General features: G+C 64.6%; 16 protein-coding genes. 9 read left to right on the top strand and 7 right to left on the bottom strand.

Annotation, left to right across the window (positions count from 1 at the left end):
* Positions 1-131 precede the first annotated feature (131 nt).
* Complete coding sequence (locus tag ACH0AE_RS11075; RefSeq protein ID WP_294442762.1) at positions 132-2,573, bottom strand: TonB-dependent receptor; 2,442 nt, start codon at positions 2,571-2,573, stop codon at positions 132-134.
* Between the two features lie 213 nt (positions 2,574-2,786).
* On the opposite strand from ACH0AE_RS11075, the gene ACH0AE_RS11070 reads away from it, so the two are divergent.
* On the top strand, positions 2,787-3,254 hold the full coding sequence (locus tag ACH0AE_RS11070) for an Hsp20 family protein (RefSeq protein ID WP_294442763.1): 468 nt from the start codon (positions 2,787-2,789) through the stop codon (positions 3,252-3,254).
* Positions 3,255-3,427: 173 nt separating this feature from the next.
* Here the strand turns inward: ACH0AE_RS11070 and ACH0AE_RS11065 are convergent, their stop codons facing one another.
* The 3 genes from ACH0AE_RS11065 to secG form a co-directional block, all read right to left on the bottom strand.
* Positions 3,428-3,997: an NUDIX hydrolase gene (locus tag ACH0AE_RS11065; protein WP_294442764.1), complete on the bottom strand. Its 570-nt coding sequence runs from the start codon at positions 3,995-3,997 to the stop codon at positions 3,428-3,430.
* Positions 3,990-5,624, bottom strand: a complete 1,635-nt coding sequence (locus tag ACH0AE_RS11060) for a CTP synthase (RefSeq protein ID WP_294442765.1) — start codon at positions 5,622-5,624, stop codon at positions 3,990-3,992. Before ACH0AE_RS11060 ends, ACH0AE_RS11065 begins: the two co-directional genes overlap by 8 nt.
* An 85-nt stretch (positions 5,625-5,709) precedes the next feature.
* Positions 5,710-6,099: a preprotein translocase subunit SecG gene (gene secG, locus ACH0AE_RS11055; protein WP_294442766.1), complete on the bottom strand. Its 390-nt coding sequence runs from the start codon at positions 6,097-6,099 to the stop codon at positions 5,710-5,712.
* A gap of 224 nt (positions 6,100-6,323) precedes the next feature.
* Here secG and ACH0AE_RS11050 point away from each other — a divergent pair, with 224 nt between their 5' ends.
* The 8 genes from ACH0AE_RS11050 (at position 6,324) to eda (ending at position 13,759) form a co-directional block, all read left to right on the top strand.
* Positions 6,324-6,644, top strand: a complete 321-nt coding sequence (locus tag ACH0AE_RS11050) for a MarR family transcriptional regulator (protein WP_294442779.1) — start codon at positions 6,324-6,326, stop codon at positions 6,642-6,644.
* On the top strand, positions 6,601-6,954 hold the full coding sequence (locus tag ACH0AE_RS11045; RefSeq protein ID WP_406875740.1) for an SH3 domain-containing protein: 354 nt from the start codon (positions 6,601-6,603) through the stop codon (positions 6,952-6,954). The genes ACH0AE_RS11050 and ACH0AE_RS11045 overlap by 44 nt, the downstream gene beginning before the upstream one ends.
* On the top strand, positions 6,951-7,868 hold the full coding sequence (argC, locus tag ACH0AE_RS11040; protein WP_294442767.1) for an N-acetyl-gamma-glutamyl-phosphate reductase: 918 nt from the start codon (positions 6,951-6,953) through the stop codon (positions 7,866-7,868). The genes ACH0AE_RS11045 and argC overlap by 4 nt, the downstream gene beginning before the upstream one ends.
* Positions 7,869-7,932: 64 nt before the next feature.
* Positions 7,933-9,396 (top strand): glucose-6-phosphate dehydrogenase, encoded by a 1,464-nt coding sequence (gene zwf / locus ACH0AE_RS11035; RefSeq protein WP_294442768.1) that lies wholly within the window; start codon positions 7,933-7,935, stop codon positions 9,394-9,396.
* 110 nt (positions 9,397-9,506) lie between these two features.
* Complete coding sequence (gene pgl, locus ACH0AE_RS11030) at positions 9,507-10,214, top strand: 6-phosphogluconolactonase (RefSeq protein WP_294442769.1); 708 nt, start codon at positions 9,507-9,509, stop codon at positions 10,212-10,214.
* A 123-nt stretch (positions 10,215-10,337) separates the two neighbouring features.
* The gene (gene edd / locus ACH0AE_RS11025) at positions 10,338-12,170 is read left to right on the top strand and encodes a phosphogluconate dehydratase (RefSeq protein ID WP_294442770.1); all 1,833 of its coding nucleotides are present in this window, start codon (positions 10,338-10,340) and stop codon (positions 12,168-12,170) included.
* 18 nt (positions 12,171-12,188) lie between these two features.
* Positions 12,189-13,157 carry a glucokinase gene (gene glk, locus ACH0AE_RS11020; protein WP_294442772.1) on the top strand — a complete coding sequence of 323 codons (969 nt, stop codon included), beginning with the start codon at positions 12,189-12,191 and terminating at the stop codon, positions 13,155-13,157.
* Positions 13,154-13,759 (top strand): bifunctional 4-hydroxy-2-oxoglutarate aldolase/2-dehydro-3-deoxy-phosphogluconate aldolase, encoded by a 606-nt coding sequence (eda, locus tag ACH0AE_RS11015; protein ID WP_406875739.1) that lies wholly within the window; start codon positions 13,154-13,156, stop codon positions 13,757-13,759. Before glk ends, eda begins: the two co-directional genes overlap by 4 nt.
* Before the next feature lie 10 nt (positions 13,760-13,769).
* Here the strand turns inward: eda and rmuC are convergent, their stop codons facing one another.
* From rmuC to recR, 3 genes are all read right to left on the bottom strand, one after another.
* Positions 13,770-15,155, bottom strand: a complete 1,386-nt coding sequence (gene rmuC / locus ACH0AE_RS11010) for a DNA recombination protein RmuC (RefSeq protein ID WP_294444425.1) — start codon at positions 15,153-15,155, stop codon at positions 13,770-13,772.
* 62 nt (positions 15,156-15,217) lie between these two features.
* Positions 15,218-15,754, bottom strand: a complete 537-nt coding sequence (gene def / locus ACH0AE_RS11005; RefSeq protein WP_294444424.1) for a peptide deformylase — start codon at positions 15,752-15,754, stop codon at positions 15,218-15,220.
* 31 nt (positions 15,755-15,785) lie between these two features.
* Positions 15,786-16,382 (bottom strand): recombination mediator RecR, encoded by a 597-nt coding sequence (recR, locus tag ACH0AE_RS11000; protein ID WP_294444423.1) that lies wholly within the window; start codon positions 16,380-16,382, stop codon positions 15,786-15,788.
* Between the last annotated feature and the right edge of the window lie 15 nt (positions 16,383-16,397).

The following is a 16,397-nucleotide window of genomic DNA, read 5'->3' as shown; positions in this document are numbered from 1 at the left end:
ATCGTCACGCAGGCGCCCGGGTCGGAAACGATCCGGGCGTTTGCTTGTCCAGATCCGGAGTCTTTTGGCAATCGGCGAGCAGCTGCGTCTGGACCCCGGCTGCCGCCGGGATCCAGTTCCGTTCCGCTTCTTCAGAAGCTGATGCCGATCGTCAGGCCGTAGGTCCGCGGGTCGCCGACGTTGCCTGCGATGAGGCCGGTGTTGCCAGGTGTCGTGGCGAGCACATCGAAGTACTTCTTGTCGAAGACGTTTCGCATCCACAGGAAGGCGTTGAGCTTGTTGTCCGTACGAAAGCCGACCCGCGCATTGGCCAGCGTATACCCATCGATATCGGTGTAGATGGAGCGGGAGGCGTTCGATGAGAACTTCGTTCTCGAGTTGGCATCGAATGCGACATAGCTCTCACCCGGCTCGCCGAAGATCGTGGCCGGGGCGCTATATTCCGCCCCATAGGAGAATGCCCATTTCGATATGCCCGGCAGCCACTGGCCGGAAATGTCGCAGACGATCGGGCTGTTCGCGCCGGGCACCCCAGGAGCGCCGATCACCGCCCCGGTGCCGCCTCCCGACAGCTCGGGCGGGCACGGGGCATTCTTGAAGTCGACATATTCGTGATCGTTGAAGGCGCCGTTGATGTAGAAGGTGAAGCCGCTAGTCGGCTGAACGGACAGATCGGCCTCGATTCCGCGCACCCGTACCTTGCCGGCATTCGCGAGATAGCCGCGAAGCGTGGAGGTCGAGCTATTGTTGACGATCGCCTGATAGTCCTTGATGTCGGTCCAGAAGCCGGTTACGTTGAAGGTGACGCGGCGATCCCAGAACTGTGATTTCACGCCGATCTCGAAATGGTCGACCTTCTCGGGCGCGATCTGCGCCAACTGGGTCTGCACGACGCCATTCACCACCGGGACGCCGTTCAGGTTCAGCCCGCCTGATTTGAACGTGTGCGCATAGGTGCCGTACAGCAGCACATCGGGCGCAAGCTTGTACGAGATCGTGCCGTCATAAGAGACGTTCCATTCACGGAACGCCTCGTCACGGAACGCCTGCGGTTGGATCGCGTCGCGCTGTGCCGCCTGCCGCGCCGTGCCGCCGCTATAGGGCACCAGGTTGCCCTGCCCGTCGGTCACGATGCTGACGTAGCTGCCGACCTTGTCGTCGTAGTTCAGGCGGACGCCCGGCGAGAGCGTCAACGCGTCCGTGATCTTCCAGTTGAGTTTGCCAAAGATCGCGCCGCTGAAATTCTTTAGCCGAATGTCGTTGTTCGCGGTCAGGCCGTTCAGCACCGAGGGGTCGTTCGACAGCGGATTGGTCGGGTTGATCAGCCAGCGGCTGGCCGCAGGCCCCTGCTGCTGAATGCCGGTCGTATGAATGTCCTGGTAGAAGGCGAAAACGCCCAGGACATAGTCGAAGCTCTTCCCCTCTCCCGCGTATCGGAACTCCTGGGTATATTGGTTCTGCTTGGTCGGGTTGTTCGACTTGGTCGTGACCGGCAGTCCCGTGAAGTCGCGGTCGTTCGCTGGCCCCCAATCCCAGAAACGCCATGCCGTAACGCTAGTAAGCGTACCGGAGCCAAGGCCGATCTCGCCGCGGAGCGAGACCCCGCCGAGCACGTTCAGCGCATTCAAGTCGGCATCCAGATCAGTCAGCCGGTCAAACGGATTACGGCTTACCGGTTCATAGCCGAACGCCGCTGCAAGCGCGTCGAACTGGCGGTTGAGCGGCCGCTGGGTGGAACCCAGCCGAACGAAGATCTGCGCGCAGCATTCCGGGTTCTGCCGGCTGTAATCGCCTGACAGCGTGAAATTCATGTTGTCGCCTGCCCGCCACAGCAAGGCGCCGCGGACGCCAAGGTTGTCCTGCTCGTTCACGTAATTGCCCGTCGCCACGTTGAAGATCGCGCCACGGCGGGATGTGACGGCGGTGCCAAGCCGTACCGCGACATTGTCGCTCAGCGGCCCGGATATCGATGCCTTGCCCTGCTTGAACTCAAGATTGCCGACAGAGACCTCGGCACGTCCCTCGAACTCGAAGCTGGGCGCCTTGCTCGTGATGTTGATCGCGCCCGCAACGGTGTTCTTGCCATAAAGCGTTCCCTGCGGGCCGCGCAGCGTTTCGATCTGCTGCACGTCGAGGAAATCGAGCGTCGCGGCGGCAACGCGGCTGAGGTACACCTGGTCGATATAAACACCGACGCCCTGGTCGATGCCGTCATTGGTAAGGCCCAGCGGCGCGCCAAGCCCGCGGATGTTCACCGATGAGTTGCGCGGGTTGGTGGAATAGAATTGCAGCGACGGCTGCAGTTGCTGAAGCCGAGAGACGTTGAAGCTGCCGGTGTTGTCGAGTTCCTTTACCCCAACGACGGAGATCGGGATCGGCACATCCTGAACCTGTTCCTGCCTGCGACGCGCCGTGACGACGATGTCCGACGCCACCGAACTCCGCTGCACCGTCTCCTCCGTGCGATCATCGGAACCGGGGGTGGGATCGATCAGCGGTGGATTAGCCTCCTGCGCCAGGGCCGCAGTGGACGTGCCGGCGAGCAGCAGAAACGAAACGAACGTCAACCTCATGATCCCCCCTTCTACATAGATCCTCACTATCCCCATCTGTTTAGTCGGATATGTGCGCGAGCGCCATGTAATGCTGATCGTGCGAGCCTCTTGAAAAGTCGCTTGACCGCACCAAAATTCGCTCTGCGCGGTGCCGCTGACGGGCCGCGCAACCGGCAACGTGGCGATTCGCACGTCGTCGGATTTTCAACTCGCTCACTGGAGGACTTGAAGATGCGTCTCGATCTGACCCCTTATCGCCGCTCGACCATCGGTTTCGATCGGCTGTTCGATCTCATCGAAGCCAATTCGCGTACGGCTTCGGAAAACTATCCCCCGTTCAATCTCGAGCGTCTTGCCGACGATCGCTACCGTATCACGCTGGCGGTGGCCGGCTTCTCGCGCGACGAAATCGAGATCACGGCCCAGCAGAACCTGCTGCTTGTCGCTGGCAAGAAGGATGAGAAGGCAACCGGCCCGAACTTCCTGCATGTCGGCATCGCCACCCGAAGCTTTGAACGCCGCTTCGAGCTTGCTGACTTCGTGTTCGTCGAGGACGCGCGGATGAACGATGGCCTGCTGGTCATCGATCTGGTTCGCGAAGTGCCCGAGGCGATGAAGCCGAAGAGCATCTCGATCAAGACCGGCCCGAAGCCCACGGTCGTGGAAGACAAGCGCGACGAGGCTGCACAGGCCGCTTAACAGGCTTAGCGCCTGACTGTTCGGCGCCTCTTTGCTCCCTTTTCGAGGCGTCGTGGGGCGTCCGGGCCGGAAGGCTCGGGCGCCTTAACTTCTTATCGGGAGTGGGTCGCTAATGGTTCGGGCACCCACGCCGCCGGCCACGTTTAGTCTTTAGATGCCTTGCCGGGCCCGGCTCAACTGGCTGCGCTCCAGCGATCAGGCAATGCCATCGCGAGGGCTGCGACGTGCATCGCTTGGATGATGCCCCCGGATCGGGCGAGTGACATAGCCTCGTTCAGGGGTAGGCGAACCAGCCGCAGGCGTTCTGTCGGCTCGTTCTGCGGTTCGCCGACCTTGGCCACGCCAGTCGCCAGTACCACATGGCAACGGTTCGACTGGTTCGACGGATTAGGCGCGAGCGTCGCGATCAGCCGCCACTCGCCCCCACCATAGCCGGTCTCTTCGCGCAGCTCGCGTTTGGCGGCAGCGATCGCGTTCGCATCGTCCGGATCGACGGCGCCTGTCGGCAGCTCCCGCGAGACGACCCCCCAGCCGTGGCGATATTGATCGACCAGCAGCAGCTGCCCATCCGCGTCCAGAGCAACGACGATCGCCCAATCAGGGTGCTCCGTCACGAAGAACGGAGCGACCCGTACCCCTTCCGCTGTGACGCAATCATCTGCGCGCACCCGCAGCCAGCGATGATCGAACGCCAGCCGCGAACGCTCGACCCGCCACGCGGGCAGGTCGGGATCGTCAGACAAGGCGGCTCTGCTTCACCGCGGCGCCAATGAAGCTTGCGAAAAGCGGATGCGGATCGAACGGCTTGGACTTCAGCTCCGGATGGAACTGAACGCCAACGAACCAAGGATGGTCCGGCCGCTCGACAATCTCCGGCAGCGTCCCGTCCGGCGACATCCCAGAGAACACGAGGCCGCCCTTCTCCAGCACGTCCTTGTAGTGCGTGTTCACCTCGTAGCGGTGACGATGACGCTCGAAGATGGTTGTATCGCCATAGATCGACGCGACGACGCTATTCCCCGCCAGCTTCGCTTCATAGGCACCAAGCCGCATCGTGCCGCCAAGATCACCCTCGGCCTCGCGCTTCTCCAGTCCGTCGCGGCCCATCCACTCGGTGATCAGGCCGACCACCGGTTCCTCGGTAGGCCCAAACTCGGTCGAGGACGCATCTTCGATACCGCCAAGGTCGCGCGCACCCTCGATGCACGCCATCTGCATGCCGAAGCAGATGCCGAAATAGGGAATCTCGCGCTCGCGCGCGAAACGCACACTGGCGATCTTTCCTTCCGCACCGCGTTCACCAAAGGCCCCCGGCACCAGAATCGCGTCGCACGGCTCGAGCTGCGAGGCGATCTCCGCATCGTCGTTCTCGAACAACTCGGCGTCGATCCACCGGATGTTGACCTTTACCTTGTTGGCGATGCCGCCATGGACAAGCGCCTCGTTGAGCGACTTGTACGCGTCCTGCAGGCCGACATATTTGCCGACTACGCCGACCGTCACTTCGCCTTCAGGGTTGGTGAGGCGATCGACGATCTCCTCCCAACGGGTGAGATCGGGCGGAGAAGAAGGCGTGATACCAAAGGCGCGCAGCACCTCAGAATCGAGCCCCTCAGCGTGATACTGCAGCGGGACCGCGTAGATGCTCTTCGCGTCGAGCGCCGGGATGACGGCGCCTTCCGGCACATTGCAGAACAGCGCGATCTTCGCTCGCTCGGAGGGCGGGAGCGGCTGTTCGCAGCGGCAGACCAGCACGTCAGGCTGCACGCCAAGCGCTGCCAGTTCGCGCACCGAATGCTGTGTCGGCTTGGTCTTCAGCTCACCCGCAGCGGCGATGTACGGCACCAACGTCACGTGGACGCTGATCGCATTGCCGCGGCCCACTTCGTTTTTGAGCTGGCGGATCGCCTCGATGAACGGCAGCGATTCGATATCGCCGACCGTCCCGCCAATCTCGCACAGGACAAAATCGAGGTCGTCCGTCTCGGCACGTGCGAACGCCTTGATCGCGTCGGTAACGTGCGGAATGACCTGCACGGTGGCGCCAAGATAGTCGCCGCGGCGCTCACGCTGGATGATCTGCTGATAAATCCGGCCGGACGTTACGTTGTCGCTCTGGCGCGCTGCCACGCCGGTGAAACGTTCATAATGGCCAAGATCGAGATCGGTCTCCGCTCCGTCGTCGGTCACATAGACTTCGCCATGCTGGTACGGGCTCATCGTGCCCGGATCGACGTTCAGGTAAGGATCGAACTTGCGGATCCGCACGCGGTAACCACGCGCCTGCAGGAGAGCCGCGAGGCTCGCCGCCATGAGACCCTTGCCGAGCGAGGAGACCACGCCGCCGGTGATGAAAATGAACCGCGCCATGGGGATATCGGATTAGCCTCTAACATGCACAATGGACAAGCGCCCGCGTCACCGCGGGCGCTACGAAGCCGGCGAACCGGGTGGATCAGCGGGCGAGCGGAACGCCGTTGTCGGCGGGCGCGGCCTGGTTCGCCGCGGCTGCGGCAGCATCTGCCTCGGCCGCGGACAGCGCCGCGTCGTCAGCCTGCGGCTGCGGCGCCGGCGCAGTGACCGGAGCAGTCCGCTCGAGCGACGTGTCGACGCTGGTCGTGCCCCGCGTCGCGGCCAGAACGGCGAGCGTGATCGACAGCAGGACGAAGATGCTGGCGAGGATGGAGGTTGCGCGTGTCAGGAAATCCGCCGCGCCGCGCGCCGACATCAGGCCTGATGGGCTCCCGCCGCTGGTGAGGCCGCCGCCTTCCGATCGCTGCATCAGGATCACCGTCACGAGGGCGGCGGCGATGATCGCCTGAACGACGAGGAGGAAGGTGAACATGGCAATCCTGGCTTTACTGGCTGTTCCGGTGGGGGCTGCCCGCCGAACGATACGCGCACATAGGCGCCGCTGATCCCGCGATCAACCGTTGGTCGATTTCGTGACAGTACTGAAACCAGCCGCGGATGACCGCGTTATTCGCCCCGAGTGGTCGGAGACAGCCGGCCCCTGGAACCCGGATGATGCACGTGGCTAGTTACGCACATTCCGAGCTCAGTTCATGGATGAAGACCCTCGTGGATTATGTCCGCTCGGGTGAACCTGATCTGACCAACCGTCAGATGGCCTTGCTGCTGGTCGTCTATCTCAAGCCTGGGCCGCATACCGTTCGCGGCTTGGCCCGGATCCTCAACGTCTCGAAGCCCGTCGTCACTCGCGCCTTGAACAGGCTTGGGGCGCTCGGCTATCTGCGCCGCCAACGCGACGACAGCGACAAGCGCAATATCTTTGTCGCGCGCACTTCCGAAGGGGCAGATTTTCTTGAGGAGTTCGGGCAGTTCATTGGCGACGGCGAAGAGCCGGAACCCCGCCGCGCCAGCGCGTAAATCATTCGCGCTGGTCGGCCCGTCGCGGCATCTTGATCCCACACGCTATGCTGTTCGTGGCGACATCGCCGACGTTCGGCTCGCTGAGCACGTTTTCGCCCCCCATTACGCAGCGCCTCTGCCGCGCGTGCTTTCCGGTGAAACCAGCCTTCGCGAAAGCCGCGCTACCGATTCGGCTACGCTGGCAACTCTTGCAAAAGGCGAGACGTTCGAAGTGCTAGACGTGACCGGCGCTCAGGCCTGGGGCATTGCACCCGCACACGGCCTCGTCGGCTATATAGACGAAGCCAGCCTGGAACCTTCCGCGTGACGACCAGCGTCTTCATCGATGGTGCTGCCGGTACGACGGGGCTCGAGATTCGCGAGCGGCTTGCCGGCCGCGAGGATTTGAGTCTCGTCACCCTGCCCGACGATCGGCGCAAGGATCAGGCCGCTCGACGTGAAGCGCTGAACGATGCGGATCTCGTCATCCTGTGCCTCCCCGACGATGCCGCGCGCGAGGCCGTGGCGCTGATCGACAATCCCCGTACCCGCGTGATCGACGCCTCCAGCGCGCATCGCGTGGCCGGGGGTTGGACCTACGGCTTTCCGGAGCTCGGTTTCGATGTTGCGGCGGCCGCGCGCGTGTCGAATCCCGGCTGCTACCCAACCGGATTCCTGGCACTCGTGGCCCCACTTGTTCGCGCCGGATTGCTCCCGCCGGATTGGCCGCTGACGGTGAACGCGGTGTCGGGATATTCCGGCGGCGGCAAGGCGCTGATCGAGCGCTTCGATTCGGATCCCGAACTCGCCTACCGCAGCTACGGCCTGGCGATGGGCCACAAACATGTGCCGGAGATGCAGCAGCACGCCGGACTCGCGCACGCCCCCCTGTTCGCGCCTGCGGTAGTCCGCGCCTTTCGGGGCATGATCGTGGAGGTCCCGCTTCAGCTGGCTGCGCTGCCCTCCCCCCCGTCGCGCGCCGCCGTGCTCGATGCGCTTGCGGCCACATTCGACGGCGCGCCGCTCGTCACCGTGCATCAGGATCAGCCCGCGGAGCTGCTGATGGCGCGTGACGCCGCGCCAGACGACCGGCTCGACCTGTGGGTGTTCGCCGACGCTGCCGGGCAGCAGGCCCGGCTTGTTGCCCGGCTAGACAATCTGGGCAAGGGCGCCGCTGGCGCGGCAGTGCAGAACCTCAACCTGATGATCGGTGCCCCTCCTTTGGTAGGGTTGGTCCTCTGAAGAAGTTGGGCGTTACTGTATCCGGCACGGCCATGCGCCGCTCGAAGCGAAAAGAGGAATCCGAATGCAGCGCAACCCGGTAGCAAAGCTCCTGCTGTTCGGCGCGACTGGCGATCTCGCCCAGCGGATGCTCCTGCCCTCTCTCTATGGCCTTCACGCCGATCACCTGTTGCCCGCCGGCCTGACGATCACCGGCACGGCGCGGTCGGATCATGACGATGAAAGCTATCGCGCCTTCGCACGGGAGGCGCTGGACGAGTTCCTGCCGAAGGACCGGCGCGATTCGGATGCGATCGACAGCTTCCTCAAGCGGCTGAATTACCAGCCCCTCGATGCAACCGACGTCGACCATTACGGCGATCTGGCGAAGAAGGTGGGCGACGTCTCGGGGGGACTCGCCATCTTCCTGTCGACGGCGCCCTCTCTATTCAAGCAGGTGATCGGCGGGCTCTCCAAGGCCGGCCTGGCGGGTGACACCGTCCGGATCGGGCTGGAAAAGCCGCTCGGCTATGATCTCGCGTCCAGCCGCGAAATTAACGACACCGTCGCCACCGCCTTCCCGGAAGAGCGGATTTTCCGCATCGACCACTATCTCGGCAAGGAGACGGTGCAGAACATCCTCGCCCTGCGCTTTGGCAATTCCTTCTTCGAACCTGTGTGGAATGCGCAGGGCATCGATAACGTGCAGATCACCGTCAGCGAGACGGTGGGACTGGAAGATCGCGCAGGCTATTATGACGGCGCCGGCGCCCTGCGCGACATGGTGGCGAACCACATCCTGCAGCTCGTTGCGCTGATCGCGATGGAGCCGCCGGCACGTTACGACGTCACCGAAATTCGCGACGAGAAGGCGAAGGTGTTCCGTTCGCTGCGCGAGATCCGGCCCGAAGAAGCGCCGACCTGCACGGTCATCGGCCAGTATCTCGGCGGGGCGGTGAAGGGCGAGATCGTCAAGGGCTACGACGAGGAACTCGGCAAAGATTCGAACACCGAAACCTTTGTCGCGATCAAGGCACACGTTGATAACTGGCGCTGGCAGGGCGTGCCCTTCTATCTTCGCACCGGCAAGCGCATGCCCACTCGGCGAAGCGAGATTGCGATCCAGTTCAAGCCGGTCCCGCACTCGATGTTCTCCGGACGCGGCGGGCTGCTACAGCCCAACATGCTGATCATTCGCCTCCAGCCGGAAGAATATATTCAGCTTCTCGTCATGGCGAAGGAGCCCGGGCTCGATCGGGAAGGCATCCGCCTGCGCGAAGTGCCGCTAAACCTCAGCCTCGACGCAGAGTTTGCCGGCACCCGCCGCCGTATCGCCTACGAACGCCTGCTTCTCGATCTGATCGAGGGCGACCAGACCTTGTTCGTGCGCCGCGACGAAGTGGAGGCGCAATGGACGTGGATCGATGCGATCCGCGCGGGCTGGAAGGCCAACGACATGAAGCCGAAGCATTATGCCGCCGGCACCTGGGGTCCTGCAGCTTCGATCGCGCTGACCGAGCGCGACGGCGTTACCTGGCAGGACGATTGATCGAGGGAGCTTACGCTTCCCCTCACCCGTTCGTGTCAGGCGAAGCCGAGACACGTTTTGCCTCACTTTCTGTCCCGCGACATTGCTTCGGGACCTACGGAATTGGATCTATGAGCGACGAAATCGAATGGTGGGAATATGACGACGCGGCCGAGATGGCAGATGCGGTCGCAGGCGACGTTCAGTTCATCATCGAAAGCGCGATTGATGCGCGCGGCGCGGCCGTTATCGCGCTTTCCGGCGGCAAGACGCCGATCCCGATCTACCAGAAGCTGGCCAGCGCCAAGCTCGATTGGAAGCGCGTGACGATCCTGCCGACGGACGAACGGATCGTGCCGCTGGGCGATCCGCTCAGCAACGTGACGATGATCGGCAAGACCTTCATTCCCAAGGGCGCGCGCGTGATCCCGATCGTGCCGCAGGCGACCGCCGACTATAAGGCCGCCGGCCGTTCGGCCGACGCGCTGATGCAGGACCTGCACTGGCCGCTCGACCTCTGCCTGCTTGGCGTTGGGGCGGACGGTCACACGGCATCGATCTTCCCTGGGCCGGACTATGACGAAGCGTTGAATGGCCCGCGCGAGCGTCGTGCACTTGGCGTGATGCCGGAGCCGCTGCCGGAAGAGGCGCCGGTTGCGCGCGTCACGCTGTCGCGTGCCGGCATCATCTCCGCCAAGGCGCTGATGATCGCCATCACCGGCGCCAAGAAGCGTAAGGTGCTGGAGGATGCGATCGCCCAGGGCGCCGGCTCGGCTTATCCGATCGGCCGGGTGCTCGCGGATGCCGAGCTTCCCGTGGACATCCACTGGGCGGAGTAGCCGCCCTACCCTCCCACTCACGGGCGGGATGGGGGAGAGGCCTGTCGCCTTCCGGCGCTTCGGCGTACATAGATATGCCCTCCCCTGACCCTCCTTTCACCTGGAGGGGACTGAGAGACTGAAATGCCCCTGAACTCCGTCGTCTCCGCCGTCACTGATCGCGTGATCGCCCGGTCGCGCGACAGCCGTTCGCGTTACCTCGATCTCCTCACGCGGGAGCGGGATCAGTGGATCGGCCGCCCGGCGCTTGGCTGCGCCAACCTCGCGCACGCTTATGCAGGTACGGAAGAGGACCGTGCGGCGATGAAGGCCGGCGACGGGATGAACATCGGCATCGTCACGGCCTACAACGACATGCTCTCGGCCCATGCCGTCTATTACCGGTACCCCGAGCAGATGAAGGTCTGGGCGCGCGAGGTCGGGGCAACGGCGCAGGTCGCCGGCGGCGTGCCGGCGATGTGCGACGGCGTGACCCAGGGCTATGCCGGGATGGAGTTGTCGCTGTTCAGCCGCGATACGATCGCCCTGGCGACGGCGATCGCCTTGTCCCACGGCACCTTCGAGGGTGCGCTGCTGCTCGGCATCTGTGACAAGATCGTTCCCGGCCTGCTGATGGGCGCGCTCCGCTTCGGACACTTGCCCATGCTGATGGTGCCAGGCGGCCCGATGCCGACCGGGATCTCTAACAAGAGTAAGGCGGCCGTCCGCGAGCGCTACGCCATGGGGGAGGCGGACCGCGAGGAGCTGCTCGACAGCGAAATTGCGGCTTATCACACCCAGGGCACCTGCACCTTCTTCGGCACGGCCAATACCAACCAGATGATGATGGAGGTGATGGGCCTCCACATCCCCAACGCCGCCTTCGTCAATCCCGGCACGAAGCTTCGCCAGGCGCTGACCCGCGCGGCGGTGCACCGCGTTGCCGGTCTCGGCTGGCGCGGCGAGGATTACCGGCCGATCGGCCATTGCGTTGACGAGCGCGCGATCGTGAACGCAGCCGTGGGCCTGCTCGCCACCGGCGGCTCCACCAACCACCTGCTTCACCTTCCCGCGATCGCCCGCGCTGCGGGGATCGTGATTGACTGGGAGGATATGGACCGCCTGTCGCGTGCGGTGCCGTTGATCGCGCGCGTCTATCCAAACGGCGCGGCAGACGTGAACGGCTTCGAGGCTGCCGGCGGCATGGCCTTCGTCATCCGCGAACTGATCGCCAGCGGCCATCTTCATGCCGATATCCTCACCGCCGGCAGCGACACGCTCTCCGATGCCTCGGGCAAACCGATGCTCGACGGTGACGCGCTTGTATGGCGTGATCCGGGGGCCAGCGGAGACGATACGATCCTTCGTACCCCAGCGGACCCTTTCTCGCCGGATGGTGGGATGCGCATCCTGGCCGGTAATATCGGTCGCGCCTGCATCAAGGTGTCGGCCGTGGATCCCGACCGCTGGATCATCGAGGCACCGGCAGCCGTGTTTCACGATCAGGCAGAAGTGCTCGCGGCCTTCCAGCGCGGCGAACTGGACCGCGATGTGGTGGTCGTCGTCCGCTTCCAGGGCCCACGTGCCAACGGCATGCCCGAGCTTCACAAGTTAACGCCGGCGCTCGGCGTCCTGCAGAACAAGGGCTATCGCGTGGCTCTTGTCACCGACGGTCGCATGTCGGGCGCTTCAGGCAAGGTCCCCGCCGCAATCCACGTGTCGCCGGAAGCGCTGCCTGGGCTGAGCGGCGACGGCGGGGCCATCGCGCTGATCCGCGATGGCGACATGATCCGGGTCGATGCGGTCGCCGGCACGATTGACGCTCTGGTTGACGCTGGAGAATGGGCTGAGCGGACGCCCGCGCCCGCGCCACCCGCCGCTGACGGCTTCGGCCGCGAACTGTTCGGCATGTTCCGCGGCCTGGCGGATGAAGCCGAGAAAGGCGCCTCGGCCATACTCGCCGGCGCGCACCTCTAGATCGGGACGAAGGCTGACATGGAACTGGTATCGGTCGACATCGGCGGCACGCATGCGCGCTTCGCGATCGCGGAGGTCGAGGGCGGTCGCGTCGTCTCGCTCGGCGAGCCGATCACGCTCAACACATCCGATCACGCCAGTCTGCAGACGGCGTGGCAGGCGTTCGAGCGGAAGCTGGATCGGCCGATTCCCTCGGCTGCGGCAATCGCCGTCGCCTCGCCAATCACCGGTGACGTGATCCGCCTGACCAACAATCCGTGGGTCATCCGCCCTTCGCTGATCCCCGAACGACTCGGCGCCGCGACCTTCACGATCATCAACGATTTCGGTGCGATCGGCCATGCCGTCGCTCAGCTGCCGCCGGAGCATTTCGATCACCTCTGCGGGCCAGATATCACGCTGCCCGACAAGGGTGTGACGACCGTCTGCGGGCCCGGCACTGGCCTCGGCGTCGCGCAGGTGTTCCGCCATGGCAACGGCTATCACGTTCTTCCCACTGAGGGCGGGCACATCAATTACGCGCCGCTGGACGGGATCGAGGACGCGCTGCTGAAGCGGCTGCGCGGCACGTTCACCCGCGTCTCGGCCGAGCGAATCTGCGCTGGCCCGGGCATCGTCGCGATCTACGAGTTGCTTGCCGAGATGGAGGGCCGCCACGTTCCCAGCCGCGACGACAAGGTTATCTGGACGGAGGCGCTGGAAGGCACCGACTCGATCGCACTTGCCGCGCTCGATCGCTTCTGCCTCGCGCTTGGCGCCACGGCCGGCGATCTCGCGCTGGCCCACGGCGCCAACGGCGTTGTCATCGCTGGCGGGCTCGGCCTGCGGATCAAGGACAAGCTGATCCGCTCGGGCTTTGATCAGCGCTTCGTTGCCAAGGGACGTTTCCAGTCGATGATGGCAAACATCCCGGTCAAGCTCATCACCCATCCCCAGCCCGGCCTGTTCGGTGCCGCGGCGGCCTTCGCACAGGAACATACGGCATGACCGATATCGGCCAGATCATGCGCACCAGTGCGGTCATCCCCGTACTGGTGATCGAGGATGCGGCAACCGCCCGGCCGCTCGCTGAGGCGCTTGTCGCCGGTGGCCTGCGCGTGCTCGAAGTAACGATGCGCACCCCGGCCGCGATCGACGCCATCCGGGAGATGAAGCAAGTGCGCGGCGCGATCGTCGGTGCCGGCACGGTCGTCTCCGCCGATCAGTTTGAGCAGGTCGTGGAGGCCGGCGCCGAGTTCATCGTATCCCCCGGCCTTACCGAACAGCTCGCGCGCCCGATCATTGCCAGCGGCGTGCCTTATCTTCCGGGCGTCGCAACCGCGGGTGACATCATGCGCGGGCTCGACCTTGGCCTCACGCACTTCAAGTTCTTTCCGGCCGAAACTTCCGGGGGGTTGAAGGCGCTGAAGGCGCTCGCCGCCCCCTTCTACCAATGCCGCTTCTGCCCGACCGGCGGAGTTTCGGAGGCCAACGCTGCCGACTGGCTCGCGTTCGATCCGGTGCTCTGCGTCGGCGGCAGCTGGGTTGCGACTGGTTCGCCAGCGGAGATCGAAGCCAAGGCGCGCGCGGCGGCTGCGCTCCGGCGTTAAGCCCGAAGCGTTATTCGGCCGCCTCCCCCGCGTCGGCCGTCAACTTCGTCAAGGGCCGGGCACTCTGCTCGATGACCGGCGGCGACTCGAGCGTCTTGCCAGCGGTATCGATCTTGAGCGTGTCGAAGCGCCGGGCCTGGGTCAGCACCTGCGATTCGAGACTGCCCACGAACGCATTATATGCGCCCATCGCGGTGTCGAGGTTCTTGCCAAGCTTCGCCACATGGCCGCCCATCACCGCCAGGCGGGCGTAGAGATCCTTGCCGAGCTGCGCGATCTCCCTCGCCTGCTCGGCGAGCTGCTCCTGCCGCCAGACCGCTGCAACCGTGCGGGCGATGGCGATCAGGTTCGTCGGCGTTGCGAGCAGCACGCGCCGTTCGAAGGCATAGTCCCAAAGTGTCGGATCATGTTCCAATGCCGCGGACAGGAAATGCTCGCCCGGGACGAACATCACCACATAGTCCGGGGCATCATCGAACTGGTTCCAGTAAGCCTTGGCACCCAGCCCATTAACGTGCGCCCGCATCGCTGCGGCATGCGCTGTCAGGCCGGCGGAACGATCCGCCTCGTCGACAGCGCCGAACGCATCCTGATAGGCGTTCAGCGACACCTTTGCGTCGATCACCAGCGATTTGCCGCCGGGTATCCGAACGATCACGTCGGGACGGAATCGCGCGCCATCCGCATCGGTCACCGACACTTCCGTGGCAAAATCCGCATGCTCGGAAAGCCCGCAGCTTTCCAGCACATTGCGAAGCTGCTGCTCGCCCCAGCGGCCGCGCGCCTTGGGCGCGTTGCGCAGCGCGTTGACCAGCTTGGCTGCCTCGCTGCGTACCGATTCCTGCCCGATCCGCATCTGCTCGATCTGGCCGCGCAGTTCGCCGAAGGCATCGCGGCGCTCCGCCTCCACCTTCTGCACGCCCTCTTCATAACGCTGCAGCCGCTCGCTCACCGGCTGCAGCATGGCACGCAGGTTCTGACCGGCCGTCTCTTCGGACTCGCGGAAACGCTCATTCGCACGCTGAAGAAACCGATCCTGCGCCTCCGCCAGCAGTTGCTGGCCGACTTGGCTGAATTGCGCCGCCAGCGCATCCTTCGACTCACGCAGTTCGATCAACCGCGCGTCGAACGCGCGCGCCTCGGCCTGCAAGCGCGCGATCTCGGCACGGCCGGCATCACGATCGTCACGGATCGCCGCCAGTTCCTGGCGCAGCGCATCCGCCGCCTTGGCGCGCTCTTCGGCGCCGGCAAGATCAACGATCGCCTTCTTGAATTCGTCGGTCCGCGCATCGCGCTCGGCACGAAGTGCCGCCACGCCGCGGCTGGCGAGCCACCATCCCGCCGCGAGCCCGATGAGCAGGGCGACGACGATCAACAATGCGGCGACTGGCTCCACGCTTCCTCCAGAAGAGAACGAAGCGCGAACCTAACCCTCGGCCTACGCAGAGGCAAGCGCGATCAAGCGGCGTTCTTGCGCGCCTTTGCCAGCTTCTTCAGCAGCATGTCGCGCTTCAGCCGCGTGATATGATCGATGAACAGCACGCCGTTCAGATGGTCGATCTCGTGCTGCATGCACGTCGCCATCAGGCCGTCCATATCCTCCTCATGGCGCTGGCCATCGAGATCGAGCCACGCAACGCGGCAGCGCGCCGGCCGCTCCACCTCGGCATATTGCTCCGGGATCGACAGGCAGCCCTCGTTGTATCGCGAGGTCTCCTCGGAGACCGAGATGATCTCCGGATTGATGTAGGCCCTAGGATCGCGAACCGCTTCGGGCTTTTCCTCGTCCTCGGTCTCGCGCTCCTGAAGGTCGATCACGACGACGCGGCGGGCGACGCCCACCTGGATCGCGGCAAGGCCGATGCCTCGCGCGTCGTACATCGTCTCGGTCATGTCAGCGACGAGCTGACGCACCTCGTCGTCAATCGTTTCAACAGGCGCGCAGACAAGACGCAGACGCGGATCGGGAACCTCGACAATCGGAAGAATGGCCATGCGCGCGAGATATTGGCGGACGCCCGCCGAATCAAGCGACGGGTCGCCGCGCCCTCAGCGCCTGTGCCAATGTGCCCTCATCAAGGTAATCGAGTTCCCCGCCGACCGGCAGGCCATGGGCAAGCTGCGTGAGGCGAATCGGAAAGCGCTCCAGCCGCTCGGCAATGTAATGCGCGGTCGTCTGCCCCTCGAGCGTGGCGTTCATGGCAAGCACCACCTCGTCGACGCCCCCTGCTTCCACCCGCCGAACCAGCTGGTCGATCGCCAGATCCTCGGGCCTGACACCCTCCAGCGCGGATAGTCGCCCGCCCAGCACGTGGAAACGCCCGGGAAAGAGCCGCGACCGATCGAGTGCCCAGAGATCCGCAACTTCCTCAACCACGCACAAGGCCCGCGCATCGCGGCGCGGATCGACGCAAATCGCGCACGGATCCGTGGTGTCGACGTTGCCGCAGATCGAGCAGGTCGCCAGCCGCTCCTCCACCGCCTGCAGCGCGGCGAGCAGCGGCACGAGCGCCCCTTCTCGCTTCTTTACGAGGTGGAGCACCGCACGGCGCGCCGATCGCGGGCCGAGCCCAGGAAGCCGCGCCAACGCGCCCGTCAGCGCTTCGATCTCCTGTGATGCCATCGCCGGAACAGATAG

Source organism: Sphingomonas sp. 179-A 2A2 NHS (genome assembly GCF_045371305.1).
In the GTDB taxonomy this organism is placed as follows: domain Bacteria; phylum Pseudomonadota; class Alphaproteobacteria; order Sphingomonadales; family Sphingomonadaceae; genus Sphingomonas.
The sequence above is the reverse complement of the archived record's forward strand: the minus strand, read 5'-3'. Positions and strand labels throughout refer to the sequence as shown.

Bases quoted from the DNA above. Each gene is read 5' to 3' on its own strand.
- pgl (WP_294442769.1), top strand. From the start codon at position 9,507: ATGAGCGACGAAATCGAATGGTGGGAATATGACGACGCGGCCGAGATG.
- eda (WP_406875739.1), top strand. From the start codon at position 13,154: ATGACCGATATCGGCCAGATCATGCGCACCAGTGCGGTCATCCCCGTA.
- recR (WP_294444423.1), bottom strand. From the start codon at position 16,382: ATGGCATCACAGGAGATCGAAGCGCTGACGGGCGCGTTGGCGCGGCTT.
- ACH0AE_RS11050 (WP_294442779.1), top strand. From the start codon at position 6,324: ATGAAGACCCTCGTGGATTATGTCCGCTCGGGTGAACCTGATCTGACC.
- def (WP_294444424.1), bottom strand. From the start codon at position 15,754: ATGGCCATTCTTCCGATTGTCGAGGTTCCCGATCCGCGTCTGCGTCTT.
- edd (WP_294442770.1), top strand. From the start codon at position 10,338: ATGCCCCTGAACTCCGTCGTCTCCGCCGTCACTGATCGCGTGATCGCC.
- ACH0AE_RS11075 (WP_294442762.1), bottom strand. From the start codon at position 2,573: ATGAGGTTGACGTTCGTTTCGTTTCTGCTGCTCGCCGGCACGTCCACT.
- secG (WP_294442766.1), bottom strand. From the start codon at position 6,099: ATGTTCACCTTCCTCCTCGTCGTTCAGGCGATCATCGCCGCCGCCCTC.
- ACH0AE_RS11070 (WP_294442763.1), top strand. From the start codon at position 2,787: ATGCGTCTCGATCTGACCCCTTATCGCCGCTCGACCATCGGTTTCGAT.
- glk (WP_294442772.1), top strand. From the start codon at position 12,189: ATGGAACTGGTATCGGTCGACATCGGCGGCACGCATGCGCGCTTCGCG.
- zwf (WP_294442768.1), top strand. From the start codon at position 7,933: ATGCAGCGCAACCCGGTAGCAAAGCTCCTGCTGTTCGGCGCGACTGGC.
- ACH0AE_RS11060 (WP_294442765.1), bottom strand. From the start codon at position 5,624: ATGGCGCGGTTCATTTTCATCACCGGCGGCGTGGTCTCCTCGCTCGGC.